This window comes from Haloarcula sp. Atlit-7R, from assembly GCF_003666065.1.
Taxonomy (GTDB): Archaea; Halobacteriota; Halobacteria; order Halobacteriales; family Haloarculaceae; genus Haloarcula; species Haloarcula taiwanensis.
On sequence record NZ_QXIK01000019.1, the window covers coordinates 1 to 14,172 of the forward strand.

Annotated in this window: 11 protein-coding genes, 1 tRNA gene and 1 other RNA gene; 5 read left to right on the top strand and 8 right to left on the bottom strand. The window is 57.8% G+C overall.

Annotation, left to right across the window (positions count from 1 at the left end):
* Positions 1-856: 856 nt before the first annotated feature.
* The gene (locus D3D01_RS20480) at positions 857-1,126 is read left to right on the top strand and encodes an amphi-Trp domain-containing protein (protein WP_121513570.1); all 270 of its coding nucleotides are present in this window, start codon (positions 857-859) and stop codon (positions 1,124-1,126) included.
* Between the two features lie 23 nt (positions 1,127-1,149).
* On the opposite strand, the gene D3D01_RS20485 is transcribed toward D3D01_RS20480, so the two are convergent.
* From D3D01_RS20485 to D3D01_RS20505, 5 genes are all read right to left on the bottom strand, one after another.
* Complete coding sequence (locus tag D3D01_RS20485) at positions 1,150-1,842, bottom strand: metallophosphoesterase (protein ID WP_121513571.1); 693 nt, start codon at positions 1,840-1,842, stop codon at positions 1,150-1,152.
* 155 nt (positions 1,843-1,997) lie between these two features.
* The gene (gene ppk1 / locus D3D01_RS20490; protein ID WP_121513572.1) at positions 1,998-4,307 is read right to left on the bottom strand and encodes a polyphosphate kinase 1; all 2,310 of its coding nucleotides are present in this window, start codon (positions 4,305-4,307) and stop codon (positions 1,998-2,000) included.
* A gap of 880 nt (positions 4,308-5,187) precedes the next feature.
* Entirely contained in the window at positions 5,188-6,096 is a 909-nt protein-coding gene (locus D3D01_RS20495) for a CHAD domain-containing protein (protein WP_121513573.1), read from the bottom strand.
* Between the two features lie 163 nt (positions 6,097-6,259).
* A complete protein-coding gene (locus D3D01_RS20500) occupies positions 6,260-6,979 on the bottom strand; it encodes a metallophosphoesterase family protein (RefSeq protein ID WP_121513574.1) in 720 nt (239 codons plus the stop codon).
* A 351-nt stretch (positions 6,980-7,330) separates the two neighbouring features.
* Positions 7,331-8,578 (bottom strand): ethylbenzene dehydrogenase-related protein, encoded by a 1,248-nt coding sequence (locus tag D3D01_RS20505; protein ID WP_121513575.1) that lies wholly within the window; start codon positions 8,576-8,578, stop codon positions 7,331-7,333.
* Positions 8,579-8,963: 385 nt separating this feature from the next.
* Between D3D01_RS20505 and D3D01_RS20510 the strand changes: the two genes are divergently transcribed.
* Positions 8,964-9,641 (top strand): ATP-binding cassette domain-containing protein, encoded by a 678-nt coding sequence (locus tag D3D01_RS20510; protein WP_121513576.1) that lies wholly within the window; start codon positions 8,964-8,966, stop codon positions 9,639-9,641.
* A complete protein-coding gene (locus D3D01_RS20515; protein ID WP_121513577.1) occupies positions 9,641-10,489 on the top strand; it encodes an ABC transporter permease in 849 nt (282 codons plus the stop codon). The genes D3D01_RS20510 and D3D01_RS20515 overlap by 1 nt, the downstream gene beginning before the upstream one ends.
* Positions 10,490-10,754: 265 nt before the next feature.
* Here D3D01_RS20515 and D3D01_RS20520 read toward each other — a convergent pair.
* Together D3D01_RS20520 and D3D01_RS20525 are read right to left on the bottom strand one after the other, a co-directional pair.
* Positions 10,755-10,829, bottom strand: a tRNA-Arg gene (locus D3D01_RS20520).
* A 74-nt stretch (positions 10,830-10,903) separates the two neighbouring features.
* Positions 10,904-11,179, bottom strand: coding sequence for a DUF5798 family protein (locus D3D01_RS20525; RefSeq protein WP_121513578.1), 276 nt, complete (start codon positions 11,177-11,179; stop codon positions 10,904-10,906).
* Positions 11,180-11,258: 79 nt separating this feature from the next.
* Between D3D01_RS20525 and D3D01_RS20530 the strand changes: the two genes are divergently transcribed.
* Both D3D01_RS20530 and ffs read left to right on the top strand, forming a co-directional pair.
* Complete coding sequence (locus D3D01_RS20530) at positions 11,259-11,672, top strand: hypothetical protein (protein WP_101350390.1); 414 nt, start codon at positions 11,259-11,261, stop codon at positions 11,670-11,672.
* Between the two features lie 79 nt (positions 11,673-11,751).
* Positions 11,752-12,064, top strand: an RNA gene (gene ffs, locus D3D01_RS20535) — signal recognition particle sRNA.
* A gap of 384 nt (positions 12,065-12,448) precedes the next feature.
* Here ffs and D3D01_RS20540 read toward each other — a convergent pair.
* Positions 12,449-14,122 (bottom strand): acyl-CoA synthetase, encoded by a 1,674-nt coding sequence (locus D3D01_RS20540; RefSeq protein ID WP_121513596.1) that lies wholly within the window; start codon positions 14,120-14,122, stop codon positions 12,449-12,451.
* Between the last annotated feature and the right edge of the window lie 50 nt (positions 14,123-14,172).

The window sequence follows — 14,172 nt, forward strand, 5'->3', positions numbered from 1 at the left end:
TCTCCGACGAGGTGCTGGCCGACGTCGAAGCGGTTGAGGGCGAGTTAGAGCGCGGCGAAACGGTGTCGCTCGACGAGCTTCCCGACGACCTGACGGACTGAACCCTGAGAAGGCTCCGGCTGGTGTCGCAGAGGGAACTACAAAATTATTCGTCGTCCATGGAAGTATATTGCTTCATACGTTATAAGCGGGAGGATGACCACGTTCGTCACTCGATGAGATGAGCGGACCGAGTCTATCAGGGTGGTTTGTCTCACGGGTTACTTCTGAAGGGGAACAAGTCAGCATCTGCCAAGCGACTTCGGATCGCAACTCCGCCAGCTCTTCAGGAATTATAGAATGGTGCCGAAAGGAATCCGGCGGTTTTCGCATCGCTGATGCTTACCGGCCTCGGACAGTCTCTCATTCAGCCCAGTGGGTACTGGACATAGATGGCTGGCCCACATAGACGATCGCCGATGATGTGCGAGCAGGCGCTCGTTGAGCGAGGCTACGTGGTCACGGTTCGGCATCGGCAGCTGGCGGCACCCGTCGTAGCGACTGAACGGGTTCTGGTGTGTGGTAGGTGGCCGACGCCCGGGAGTGCATACGAGTGGGTACGGGCGCGTGCGGCGTACGAGCGGTGGTGTGGAGAGGTTCGCAGTCAGAGATGGCTGCGGGGCCTGACACCCAGTTTTCTTGCAGCCCTCGTACCCCCTCATCGCACCGTGTACCGGGTGTGATCAGCGTGCAACGAATTGCCTCAAAATCCGGAATCACTGATACCGTACTAGCTTGGCAGTTGCGTCCTATGTCTGGCCGAGATGGTTGGTAGTATTTCGAACAAGTTTTGTATTCTACCTACGATATATATACAATGGCAGAAGCCACCGAACTTGAAACTGAGACGAACCACTCACCAGAACAGGCAGCCCAAATGCTCCGTGATCTCGCCGACGAGATTGCCTCCGGCGACGACATAACCGTGGAGGGCAACAATGCAACAATGACTGTTCCTGGAACGGTTGACAAGATCAGCACCGAACTCGAGGCCGAACACGAAATCAAGGGCGAGTACGATCAGGTCGAAATCGAGATTGAACTCGGATGGACAATCTTCTCTGACGAAGACGCTCAGTCAGAGTAACCGTTGCACCCAGGAAGCGAATTTTACAAGGACTGCGGATCCAGAATTTTATCGCCTGATCGCCGTTCGTAACTCCGCGCAGCTGGGACGCTTACGAAGTCATCTTCAGTCACGTTGTAAGCGGTTAACTCACCACCATGGACACACCCCGTGTCTACCCCGACCGTCCACTCGTTCACGACCGGCTTGCGGCACACGGTGTGTCCGAACACCACGCGAGGAGGGCCACTGTATTGTTCAAACCAAAACAGTCCGTCGTATCCGTTTTCGGGTGAGAGTGAGCGTAATTCTACAAAATCTGTCGGAGTATGCGCTGAAAGCGGTTTATTCGGGAAGACGCCGCCATGGACAACCATTGTATCATTCCAAGAAATAATAAGTGGGAACGATTCAAGAACATCCAGGATTGACGTCGATAGCTCTGTCGGCCGGTCTCCGCGGAGAAGATTTTGCTCCATGTTCCCACGAACGCTCATTGCACGTTCTCTCTCTTTTACAAATTCAACGACAGCGGCACTCGCGGGCCCCTTTCGTATAAGATCACCAACAAACACGACGAGGTCTGACTCGCTCAGTTCGAGACGCGTCCACAGAGCCCGTAACTCGCTAATGCAGCCGTGCACGTCTCCAACAACGTACATTGAGCCGTATTCGTCAGCATTGAGTCGCCTGTGGTGTTTCGCTATGTCTGGCGCGAGGTCCGCGTCCTGAACCATTGCTCGTCATATATTGGACACGCTGGCTCAAATATACACGCTGCACTGGTGAAGGCCAGACAACAAATCAACGCGGCCGGGAAGAACAACGTAGCGCTCCTCCCGGATTTAGTCGGTACCGCGCTGTGCAGATGTGACACGAAACTCATTGTGCATTAGTCACTGTCGCCACTCGCCGCGGACTCCCGGTGAATTTCCTCTGTCGTTTTGGTTTTCTGTGTCGTATTTCCTTCGCCCTGTGCGGAAATCAGTATCCCACCGTCGAGTGGGTAGTCACCGAACGGTTCTGTTGTAGACTGCTGCTCCCGACTTGCACGCATCGTTTCACGCATCAGTATTTCTTGGGTGTTTATAACCGGCTCACCGTCACTCGGATGGCGTTGGTGATACTCTCCGTCGCTGTCCATCTCCCATACTTTGCGGTTATCCGCAAGAATCAGTTCAAGATTGAACGCAAGTTGTTGTCGTATCACTGGATCGTACACCGGCGTGACCGCCTCGACTCGGTAGTCGAGATTTCTGGTCATCCAGTCGGCACTACCGATATAGTACTCAGGGTCGCCCCAGTCGTCGTCTCCATCGGGATCGGCGCGTGCCCCGTTCTCGAAGTAGAAGATGCGGGAATGCTCTAGGAATCGGCCGACGAGCGAGTACACCGAAATGTTCTCGCTGATACCGTCAAGCCCGGGCCGGAGCCGGCAGATATCCCGGACGATGAGGTCGATCTCAACGCCGGCCATCGACGCACGGTACAGCTCCTCGACGATAGCAGGGTCCTCCAAGCCGTTGAGCTTGACAACGATGCGGGCGGGGCGGCCGGCTTGGGCGTGTTGCGCCTCGCGGCGGATGTATCGGGTGAATTCCCGGCGCATCGTAACCGGTGCAATGAGCAGTTCGCGGAATTCCTCGTCCAGTGACGGCCCGGTAAAAAAGTTGAACACCTTGGTTAGGTCACGGCCGATGTCGCGGTCAGCAGTCAACAGGCCCAAATCGACGTAGCCTTTCGCCGTCTCGGAGTGGTAGTTTCCGGTGCCGATGTGGGAGTACAGTTCGACGCCGTTCTCTTCTTCCCTGACGACGAGCGCAGTCTTGGTGTGGGTCTTCAGCCCGACGGTGCCGTAGGCGACGTGGATGCCGTTTTCTTCGAGTTTCCGCACCCATTCGAGATTATTCTCCTCGTCGAAACGGGCTTTCAATTCCACCATCACTGCAACCTGCTTGCCGTTCTCTGCAGCGTCGATAAGCGACTGGATTACCTGTGAGTCGCTGGCGGTCCGGTAAATAGCCGCCTTTACCGCCAGCACATCCGGGTCTTCAGCGGCCGCAGAGAGGAACCGCTGAACGGTATCTCCGAAGTCGTGATACGGGTGATGCAACAGAATGTCATCCTGCTGAATGCGCTCGAAAATATCCCCCTCCCCGTCGCCGTCGCTCAATGACTGGTGCCCGCCATCCTCAAGGCGGGGGTGTGGCTGTGGCATCCACTCCTCCAACGACAGGTCCGGCCGGTCAAGATCAGTTAGCTTCGCAAAGTCGCGGTAGTCCAGCGGGCCGCCAAGATCGTATATTTCACGCTCCTCAAGCTGGAGCTGGTTTTTAAGTGTCGAGCGGATGCGCGGATCGGCGTCAGCGGATATCTCCATTCGAACGACTGTCGCAAACCGTCGCTGTTCCAGCACGTCCTCAACCATGTCGATAAGATCCTCGGCGACCTCCTCGTTGCGTCGTACTTCGGCGTTACGGGTGAGTCGAAACAGCGCTGTGTCGACAATTTTGACGTTCGGTAACAGCAAATCCATATTCTCGCGCACGATGTCTTCGATCAGGACGTACCGTGTATCGTCCCCAATCTGAATCAGTCGTGGCCGGTTCGGTGGAATCTTGATTCGGGTGAATGTCGGCTCTTCGGCGTCTGGTTGGCGTGTGAGGACCGCGAGCGACAACGAGCGGTTCGAAATAAATGGGAATGGATGGGCCGGGTCAAACGACAGCGGCGTCAGCGTCGGCAAGACCGAATCCTCAAAGTACTCGCGCATCGACGCTTGTTCGGCATCACTGAGCTCATGATAATCAAGAATCTGGACGCCTTCATCGGCGAGCGCCGGACGAATCGTCTCTTCGTAACAACGGGATTGCTCTTCCAGGAGCGGTTTGAGCGTCTCGTGTACCTCGTCCCACTGCTCTTGTGGTGTCCTGCCATCAGGAGCGGTTGCCGTCACACCAGCCTCCATCTGTTGTTTAAGCCCACCAACTCGCTTCATCACAAACTCATCGAGATTCCGCGTAACGATAGAAAGGAATCGCACACGCTCTAATAAAGGGTTACGCTCGTCAAGAGCCTCGTGGAGCACTCGACGCTGGAAGGCCAGCGCACTAAGCTCACGATTGAGGTACAGTGACGGGTCGGATAGGTCAGTATTTTCTGCGGTGTACTCTTCGATGTCAAGCGGATCGTTGCTATTCATGTGGGTTTTTTACGTATGTTTTGAGATTTCGGTTTTTAGAATACTCCCCAGAAATCTTAGATTTCAATGCATAGAGGGTAATATTGCTATCGTTCTCTACTTTCCGAACACTAACTTTGGGATATAGAAATATATATGTTTATATTGTAACTATATACTATTATGTACAGCAGTCGGTAGCTTTTGAATCATCACAGAGCGCACTAGCAAATCGCATCCACTGGCGGTTAGGGTTCAAATGCCGAAGTTACTGCTTTGACATCCAGGACAGACCATCCCTTGCGTATCGGCTTCTTCGGTTGCCTCTTTAATATCTCTAATATCGTATTCGTCATAGCATGATTTACAAATCAAGCCGTGGCGGACCATATGAAACACTCAATGTCATTTTAATATAAAGGTGATGGATATCATATATATTCGTATCAATATTTCTCTATTGCTCTCTATCGCTCTCTTGAGAACGGATTGGGTTATTCACAAAATAAAAGCTGATACATTATAAGAACGCTCTTCCGTAGGAGATTGTTGATACAGCTCTCCCGAACGAGGCGAGGATAGAAACTGACCGTTAGACCGTTCAGCGAACTGATTCTCATCTAGCTCGGTCTGTCGCAGAATCGCAAGACAGCTCTACATCAACAATGTGCTACGTATGAGCGTATAAGAAAATACTGGCAGTTGAACCACCTGCATCCGGGCATCATGGCTATGGCCTGTACCTTACCTAAAATCTGGTTCAGATCTATGACGGCAAACTCTCACTCGTTCAGACAGGACCTGACGGGACAGAGTTTTTGCTCCGTTTCAAGGACGGGTCAGGAGAGAACCGGACCACTGCGAAAATGATGAACGAAGCGGACGTGACCGAGCAACGGGCTCAGAGTTGAGGGTCGTACTCACGGGTCGCTGTCCAGTAGCTCCCGATGCGGTCGACGAGCTGATCAGGGTGCTCGGCAAACAGGCGCTCACCGAGTGCCCGCCCCTGCCGATGTAGCTCCGCGCGCCGACCAGTAATACGCTCTCCGAGTGTCGCTCGCGTCGCCTCGTCAAACAGCTCCTCATCGTGCATCATCATACTGAACTCCGCGAGGTCGTTTTCATCACCGATGACATCTGAGAGCGTCTTGAGTTCGGAACGTCGGGCTTTCATTGGGCCTATCCAGACCTGTCGAAGCAGTCGACAGTGGTATCGGTGGTACTTGATTCGCTTTCGCCACTCGTGAAACCGCTCGAATTCGGGGTCGTCGTACGCGTCTTCCATCCGGTTTCGGGCACGCTTGTACGACTTTCGAAGGCCACCTGCGACCGCGTCGTAGCCCTCCGTCGCGATAGGAAGCGTATCAATCCGGTTTCGACCCTCCACGAGATCGGCTCGAACCGCCGACAGGCGGCCATTGAGGTCCTGCTCGTTCGCGAGACGGTCCCGACGGTCCACCAAAACACCCCGAAGGTCAGCAAGCGTTTCGTCACTGAGCGCGTCACGCTCGGACATTATCGGCTGGATGTGGTCATCGAACGTCTCAATGGCCGCTTGGGCGTCCCGAATATCGGAGATGCGGCGACCGGCGTCGCGGTAGTGTGCGTTCTCTTTGCTGTAGGTAGGGAGCACCGGCCGGACTAACCTGATTGCAGCACGAACCTCTTTACACCGTTTCCGGACCTCGTGTACTGTCTCGTGACGGTCCATGTCGCCGTCAATGTGCTCGATTGCTCGGTTAACTTTTCCATCGATGATCCGCTTGATACCCTCGGAAACTCGCTCCTCTGGTTGTAGCGTGTACTCCATGCCTTGGCAATGACTAACGAGACATTAATAATCACTGTGATACATATTTCCCAATACCTTCCAGAGCTATCGCCAGCGGGGAGAGAACTACACCAGAGAATACGAGCGATTGCATAACTACCGAGATGGTAGTTTTCAATGTGCAGAACGAAACTCCCCGTTCTCAATCGGCGGATATTGCAGGGGTTGACTGAATGAGGTCACCAGCAGGTATCGCTTCGGTCGGATGGACCCACTTGTGCTCGGCCCGGTTCTCGTGGGTCTCTTCGGGGGCGACGCTGACCAGTCGGTCAACTGTGTAATTATATGCGGTTAGTTCGTTGCCGTACACGCACCCGGTGTCGAGCCCCAGTGCATGCGGGCCGGCGACCGGATCGGCTAGCGGTTTGTGGCCGAAGAAGACTCGACGAGGTCCAGTGTATGACTCCCACCAGAAGCTATCGTCTAACTCTGCAATGTTTTGCAGATCGTCGGCCGAATGGTTGATTAGCGGTTTTCGGGGATCAATGCCTCCGTGAAGGACGATTGCCTCATCCCATGTAATAGCGACTGGAAGGGATGCCAGATACTCCAGATCATCGTCGTCCAGCGTGTCTAGCTGTTTCTCGCCCCGTAGGAGTTTCTCCTCATTGTTACCTCTGACGGACATGAAATTCGGTCGCGAGCGGACAAGGTCAACCACGCTAGCACTGTTCGGGCCTTTCCGCACGAGGTCTCCGACGAATACGACGAGGTCCTCAGATGTCGGTTCTAGTTCTGCGAGGAGTCGGTCGAGGGTGGACCGACAGCCGTGTACGTCGCCGACAACGTACAGTTGATCCCAAGCATCCGGGTCGATTCGCTTGACTTGTGCTATGACGCTCTCAGAGAACGGCTCATTCATTACTGATACGGTTGGTATTGTCTTGAAAATACGTTTCTATTATAGATAACGGGAGCTATTGTTAAATATATACTTCCTCAGCCAGCTGCCAGTCCTGAACGGGTGGCTTGTCGATAGCATTCCGTAGCCCCTCTATTACACCAGATTTTGAAGTAGCTGTCACGTTGCGAGTACCAGCCTCAATTACTGATAAATACGTTGTTACTAGCACTGGCGCTGTTCAACAGACTGTTCCATCTGATCGAGAGCCCGCCGGCTTTCACCCCGGTTTCATGCAGATTTGAGACTCGGATCCAGAACAGACAGTTCAGCTGCAAGCAGACTGACTCTGTGAAGGGGCATTCTCAACCCTCACAAATCATCCGCTCGCTGGTGAAGCTTCCACATGGTGGTCTCCAGATTTCGAATGGCCTCGGCCTGTTGCCCGTTCACGAGGTCTGTCCAAGACTCGACGCCCGGGAAGACCAGCGGCGTCGTGTGTGTCGGGAGCGTGTCCCAGTCGATATCGGCCGCGGTGGACGCGGACTCGACCTCGTGAGCCACCAAGGGTGGTGGCAGGTCCGCCGTCCGTTCGGGAGTCACGCCGAGACCGAGTCGGTGCGTGTAACCCGCCCAGTGCCAGCGCTTCCCAGCCCCGTGGTGAATCGCGGGTGCCCATAGGTACGTCTCACCCGGAGACAGTTGGACAGTATCTGAGGGATCATTGGTAGCCAGAGAACGTGACATCGTAACGACCCATTCGTCGCCAGTCCACGTGCCAGAGGCAGCCCAGTCGGCGGCGCTCTCGGTCGGTTCACGAACGGGACGGCGGGGAATCATCGCTCCCTCCCACTCAGCCACATCTGGATCAAACGGCACGGTCACGTCCGGTGTGAGTGCGTAAGTTCCCGAGCCCTGTGCTGGGAATTCTCCAGCCGAAACAGCGTCGTAATTGAGCGCGCCATCCTCTACGATATCCGGATCAAACATCAGTTCCGGCCCCGAGTCCGGTGTCCACTCCTGGCTCGTGTATGTCCGACGACCGCTGTCGGCATGGCGATAGTCGAGAACGTGAGCGTCGGTCCCATATCCGACCGGGTCCGAGCGGTGGGCACGCCACATCGGGAGGTCGAGGAACTCGCCGCGGGCTTTCATCGCCCGTAACTCGTCGGGAGACCGCACTTCCCGCCACTTCCCCTCCCACCACTCGCCAGCACATGCGTGCGGGAGGAATTTCCTGATGTCAGATTTGCACAGACGGGTACCGTAGTGAGGGTGGGATTCGACATCGGCCGCAGAAGCCGCACTCGGCAGGGAGCGCATCCCCTCGTGGGTCGTAAGCCATCCAGCGAACTCCTCGAAGCCGCGGACGCTCCCGTCGTCGAGAAAGAAGCTCAGACGGTCTTCATAGAACCCGGTGTGTCTGTCGTCGTCGCTGACCCACGGCGACGGCTCCGCAAACTGTCGCCACTCGCCCTCATAATAAACCAGCATATCGTGAATCCAGCCCCCGGGGTCAGGTTGGTCCCACCGGAACTGGAAATGCAATCGCTCTCGGTCGTGCGCCGCCCGTGTTCGAAGTTGCTTCTCCTGTTCGGCTGGCATCCAATTGCCGCTCATCGAGGTACATCATCGTATCGTGTTCGAATTACTTGGTTCGTGCTACATTGTGGTATGTTCTCATAGCTATACAGCGAGTATGGTATCAGAGATAGGCGACAGACCACGTTTCAGCATGCATAACCCGACGATGAGTATTCGACAGAGTCAGCGGATAGATTCACCCCGCTGTGCTGACAACCCCGCTAATGTCGAATACCCCTGAACGGTCAGACACATCCCGTGGGCTTGCTCACACAGCCTCTGTCTCTCGCAAGTCGGTTCTGATAGATGGCCGATAGGTACCACGGTAGTAGCACGGAGATACGATACCACTCGGTTAGCGTGGGTCGTTCAGCGCAATATTGAGGCACAGTCCCGACCAACAGTAGTTCAAGAATCGCAAATGGAAACCACCACAGTGAAGCTACGGACCGAACGCCTCTCGTTTGTCGCTGGCGATAAGCTAATAGTGAACGGTGTCGACCTCACCGTCGGCGTTGGCGAGACGCTCACGCTCATCGGGCCCTCGGGGGCTGGCAAATCCACCTTGCTCCGTCTGCTGTGTCGAATCGAGGAGCCGACTGAGGGGACAGTCTATCTCGACGGCACCGACTACCGGACGCTTGACCCGACCGACCTCCGTGCCCGTGTCGGAATGGTGCCACAGGATCCCGCACTCCGAGACGGGACCGTCCGCGCGAACGTCACGATTGGCCCTCAACTCCGCGGCGAATCTGTCGAACCGGGCCGGGTCGAGACGCTATTGGGTCGCGTAGACCTGAGCGGCTACGCCGACCGCGAGGTCGCTGACCTCTCCGGGGGCGAGGCCCAGCGTGTCGCAATCGCCCGCACGCTCATGATGGATCCTGAAGTGTTGTTGCTTGACGAACCCACTGCCAGCCTTGACCCCCAGGCTCAAGCCGACATCGAGGCGTTGCTTGAGGAGCTACTGGCCACGTCGGACCGGACAGCGGTCTTCGTCACCCACGACCAAGCGCAGGTCGACCGGATCGCCGACCGGGTCGTTCGGTTCGTGGACGGCCAAATCCAGTCCATCGGCTCGACACAGGAGGTACTCTGATGAATCTACTTCCGGACCTCCCGGTCCCGCCCCAGCTCCGGGACCCGGTTCTGGTGAAAGGGCTCCTACAGGTGGCGGCCGCAACCGCCCTCGGGACGGTCGTGCTCGGGCTGTCGTACGTGCGTGACCTCGACCTGGAGCGGGAACTAGGCGGCTCGTTCGCTCGCGGGTTCGTGCAGGTCCTCGCGATGGGCGCATTGATCGGCGTGCTGTTCTCGATTCCACTGGCGTTTTCAGGGGTGGTTCTCGCGGCGATGATAGGGTACGCGGCGTGGGAGTCCCGCAAGCGCGGCGACGGTGTGCCACAAGCTTTCAGAGTCTCCCTGACTGCGATTGGACTTGGTGCGTCTGTAGTAATCCTCACTATGCTTGCGGCAGGAGCTATTGAGTCGACGGTTCGGAATCTCGTGCCGGTCGGCGGGATGATCATTGCAAACGCAATGAAGACGAACTCGCTGGCGCTGGACCGGTTCAAAAGCGAAATCGAGTCTAACCGCGACGAGATCGAGGCGCTATTGGCAATCGGCGTGCCGCCACAGGCCGCAGTTTCCGAACACGTCACCGAATCGGTTCGAGCCTCGCTTATCCCCGTCGTCGATGCGATGCGAACGCTCGGACTGGTGTACATTCCTGGGATGATGGCGGGGATGATTCTCGGTGGTTCGAACCCGATTTACGCCGCCCAGTATCAGTTCGTGATTATGGGGATGATCTTCGCAGCAGGCGGGCTAACCAGTATGACTACGAGCCTGCTGATTGGCCGGTATACGTTCACTGAAGCGGCCCAGCTCAGACGTTTCGAGGAATCTCAGCCGACGATACTCTCGGCGCTTCGGTCACTCCGATGAATATACGCTCTATATTCAGCACGGACTATTTGACAGCGTCTGGGAAGGTCCTCGAACGCCGTGAGACACCCGAAATAAACGATGGTGACGCCTCAATTGGCGGTTGATTTTCTCGATGGAGAACTGTGTATCTGTGCGCGAATCACCAGACGTCACCGCTCCAACTCAGAACTGTTCGTTTGTCGAACGAAAGGAATCGAGATAATAAAATCATATTTGGAGTTTGAACGCCTGTACGCCGAAATTTCGCATGAATTAAGTGATACGGGCGCTGAGGGATTTGAACCCCCGACGGTTTGGTCCGAAGCCAAGCACTCTGTCCAAGCTGAGCTAAGCGCCCTACGTACGATGGTATGATGATGTTATGATTTAAACCAACCGGTTCCGCCGCGCCATGGTACCGCAGTCACGTGATTACTCCGAAACCGCTTCAGCTGTGTCGGAATCAGTGTCAGCGGCGACCTCGGCAACGACCGTCTCCGTGTCGACGCCTCGTTCTTCGGCAAGTGCCTCGATGAGCGCGCGCTGTTCGGCCAGTTCCTGCTCCATCCCGTCGACGCGGGTGTTCGTCTCGTCGACAGTGCTTCGCAGGTCTTCGAGCTGTGTTTTCAGCTCGTTGACCTTCTTGTAGAGGTCCTCTGCGATGTCGGCGACCTTCTGTATCTTTTTCGCGGTGGAACCCAGTCCCATGGTCACGGATACGGAGAGCCGACATTTCCTCGTTTCGCTCGAACGTCGCTGTTAAGACGCCGCCGGCCACAGCGACGATATGGACGACCTGCGGCTCGCTCCAACTGTCGGTATCGTCGGCTGCGTTCTGTATCTCCTTGCGCTCGCGGTTCCGTACGGCCTCGTCGAGACCGCGAGCGCCGTGGGAGCGTACTACAACTCGGGGGCGTTGTCCCCGCTGTTGCCGGGCGTGTTCGCGCTCGTCTGCATTATCGTGCTGGCGGCCGGCCGCGAGGGGCGGTCGGACCCGAGCGTCGCGGCGGGCGCGAGCATCGGCATGGGCGTGTTCATCGTCGCTTTGAGTCTCCTCTGGGCGGTCACCGTCCCCGAGAGCCTCGTGTTGGGGCTGACCGAGTCAACGCTGATGGAACATCACCGCTGGGGCGTCGTCGCCGTCGGCTGTCTCATCCCGCTCGGTGGCACGTGGTTCGCGCGGGCGCTGGACCTGCTGTAGGCCCGTCTGCCCACTGGGGCGTCGTCCAGCGGTCTGTGGGCGCATCCGAAAGGCCCTTATGGGGTGGCGGCGGACTTTCAGATGGACTAGGTCGGGGGGCTAGGCCCCCCTCCTCGCCCGCACTGTGGTCTTGAGCGGGGACCGAACACCGGGGGCGTCCGGTCTGACGGACGTGGACCCCGTAAGCTAACGTGGAAGCCTCGTCCCACGGGGACGGCGGTCCGCGTGGTCGCACCTGCAGGGGTGTGCCCACGTGGTTAAACGATGGCACCCCGCCAGGCACGGAAGTGAGCAGCGGACCATCGAACACCCGTCGCTCGTGGGGTCGCGGGGTGGAGGAGGCAAACGGGATTACCCGCGTCCGAACGCCGGGCTATCCTGGCTGTCCGTTCCATTCATACTTTCTGCACCGACGACCAGTGTCGTATAGGCACACCGCCGGAGGCTCTGTCGGCGCGCCAGTAGAACAGTCGTGTTTTGGAGTAGATTGTGCCGGGAACCGTGCTATCGACAGGTAACTGACCGGTGTCTCGAATCCGTATTGCATTAGAGTCTCGAAGCGCCGTTAATTTGGTGTCGTATTTCAGATTTGAGCCTATAAAGACGGTATTTATTACTATATATTCCTCACAAATCGCAATTTCTGAACATAATTCGTGATGGGTTCAGGCATTTATGCCGACACATCGATAGAAAACTAGGATACGAACACAGCGCCCCAGAAGTAGTATTCACTTCCCCGATTTCGGAACCAAGTGACTGTTCGGTCCCGAAAGCTACGATGACTCGCCGTCGGCGTGCCACTCCTGGAGTTCTGTGCGCCGGATTTTCCCGCTGGTCGTCTGTGGCAACGCGTCGGCGAACTCGATTTCGCGGGGGTACTCGTACTCGGCGAGGTGGTCCCGGACGACGGACTCGATTTCCGATCGGAGCGTCTCCCGTGCCGGCGCGTCCGCGGCCGTCTCGACGTAGGCCTTGATGATTTCCCCGCGCGTGTCGTCGGGCACGCCGATGACGCCGGCCTGAACCACGTCGGGGTGTTCGAGGATCGCGCTCTCGACCTCCGTCGGCCCGACGCGGTAGCCGCTCGTGATGATGACGTCGTCCTTGCGCGATTTGAACCAGACGTAGCCGTCGTCGTCCTGCCGGGCCAGGTCGCCGGTGACGAACCAGCCCTCGACCTCCTTGGCCGCCGTCTTTTCCGGCATGTTCCAGTACTCGTCGAAGAACACCGAGCGGTCGTGGGGGCGCAGCGCTATCTCGCCGAGGTCGCCGGCCGGAACGGGGTCGGCGACGCCGCGGTCGGCGGCCTCGGGGTCCAGAATCGCCAGGTCATAGCCCGGCAGCGGCTTGCCCATGCTGCCGGGCCGGGTGTCGAACCAGTTCGAGTTGTTGGCGACGACGAGGTTCAGTTCCGTCTGCCCGTAGAACTCGTTGATGGTGACCGAGTCGAACGTCTCGGCCACCCAGTCGACGATTTCCGGCGTCAGCGACTCGCCGCCGACGGCGATGGTCTCGACGTCGAGGTCGTACGTCGCCGTCGGGTTCTCGACGTCCATCAGCATCCGGAGGGCCGTCGCGGGCACGAACGACCGGGTGACGCCGAACTCCGAGAGCAGGCCGAACGCTTCGTCGGGGTCAAAGCCCGAAGCGGGGTAGCCGACGACGGTCCCGCCGTGGTGCCACGTCGCAAAGAGCGTCCCGCCCAGCGCCGCGCCCCAGGCCCAGTCCGCGGGCGTCCAGACGGTCGCGTCCGGGCCGAGTCCCTGGTCGAAGAAGTTGTACGCCGCCGCCGCGCGCCCGAGCCAGAGCGCGTGGGAGTGGCGGACGCCCTTCGGCGGCCCGGTCGACCCGCTCGTGTACAGTATCGCCGTGTCGGTGTCCGGCGTCGCGTCGTAGGGCTCGATAGCCGCGTTCTCCGGTGCTGCGAGCACGTCTTCGAAGGCGTGAACGTCCCCCGGCGGCGCGTCGGTCTCGATTTCGACGACGTGGTCCAGTGCCGGACAGTCGTCCCGGACCGCGTCGATGTCATCGCGCACGGCCGGGTCGATAACGGCGACAGTCACGCCAGCGTCGTCCAGCCGATACCGGAGCGCGTCTGTGCCGAACAGGACCGTCAGCGGAACCGACACGGCCCCGACCTTCCAGTTCGCCAGGTGCGTAACCGGGTTCTGTGGCTTCTGTGGCACGACGACACCGACTCGGTCGCCAGCCTCAACGCCGAGCCCAGCCAACCCGGTCGCGAGCCGGTCCGATAGCGCGTCCAGTTCGCGGAACGTGTACCGCTCGCGCCGCCCGTCGGGGTACGCCTGTTCGAGCGCCACCCGTTCGGGGTCGTCGTGTTTTTGCAGGAAGTCGACGGCCGGATTGTACGACTCCGGCAGGCCCCAAGTGAACTGCTCGCGGGCCTCATCGTACTCCTTGAAGTCCGGCATCACTGTCCAGCCCATGGCATGCTGGTCGTCTGGGTGGCTGTTGCGTCTTTCGGTCATGGTCGTCA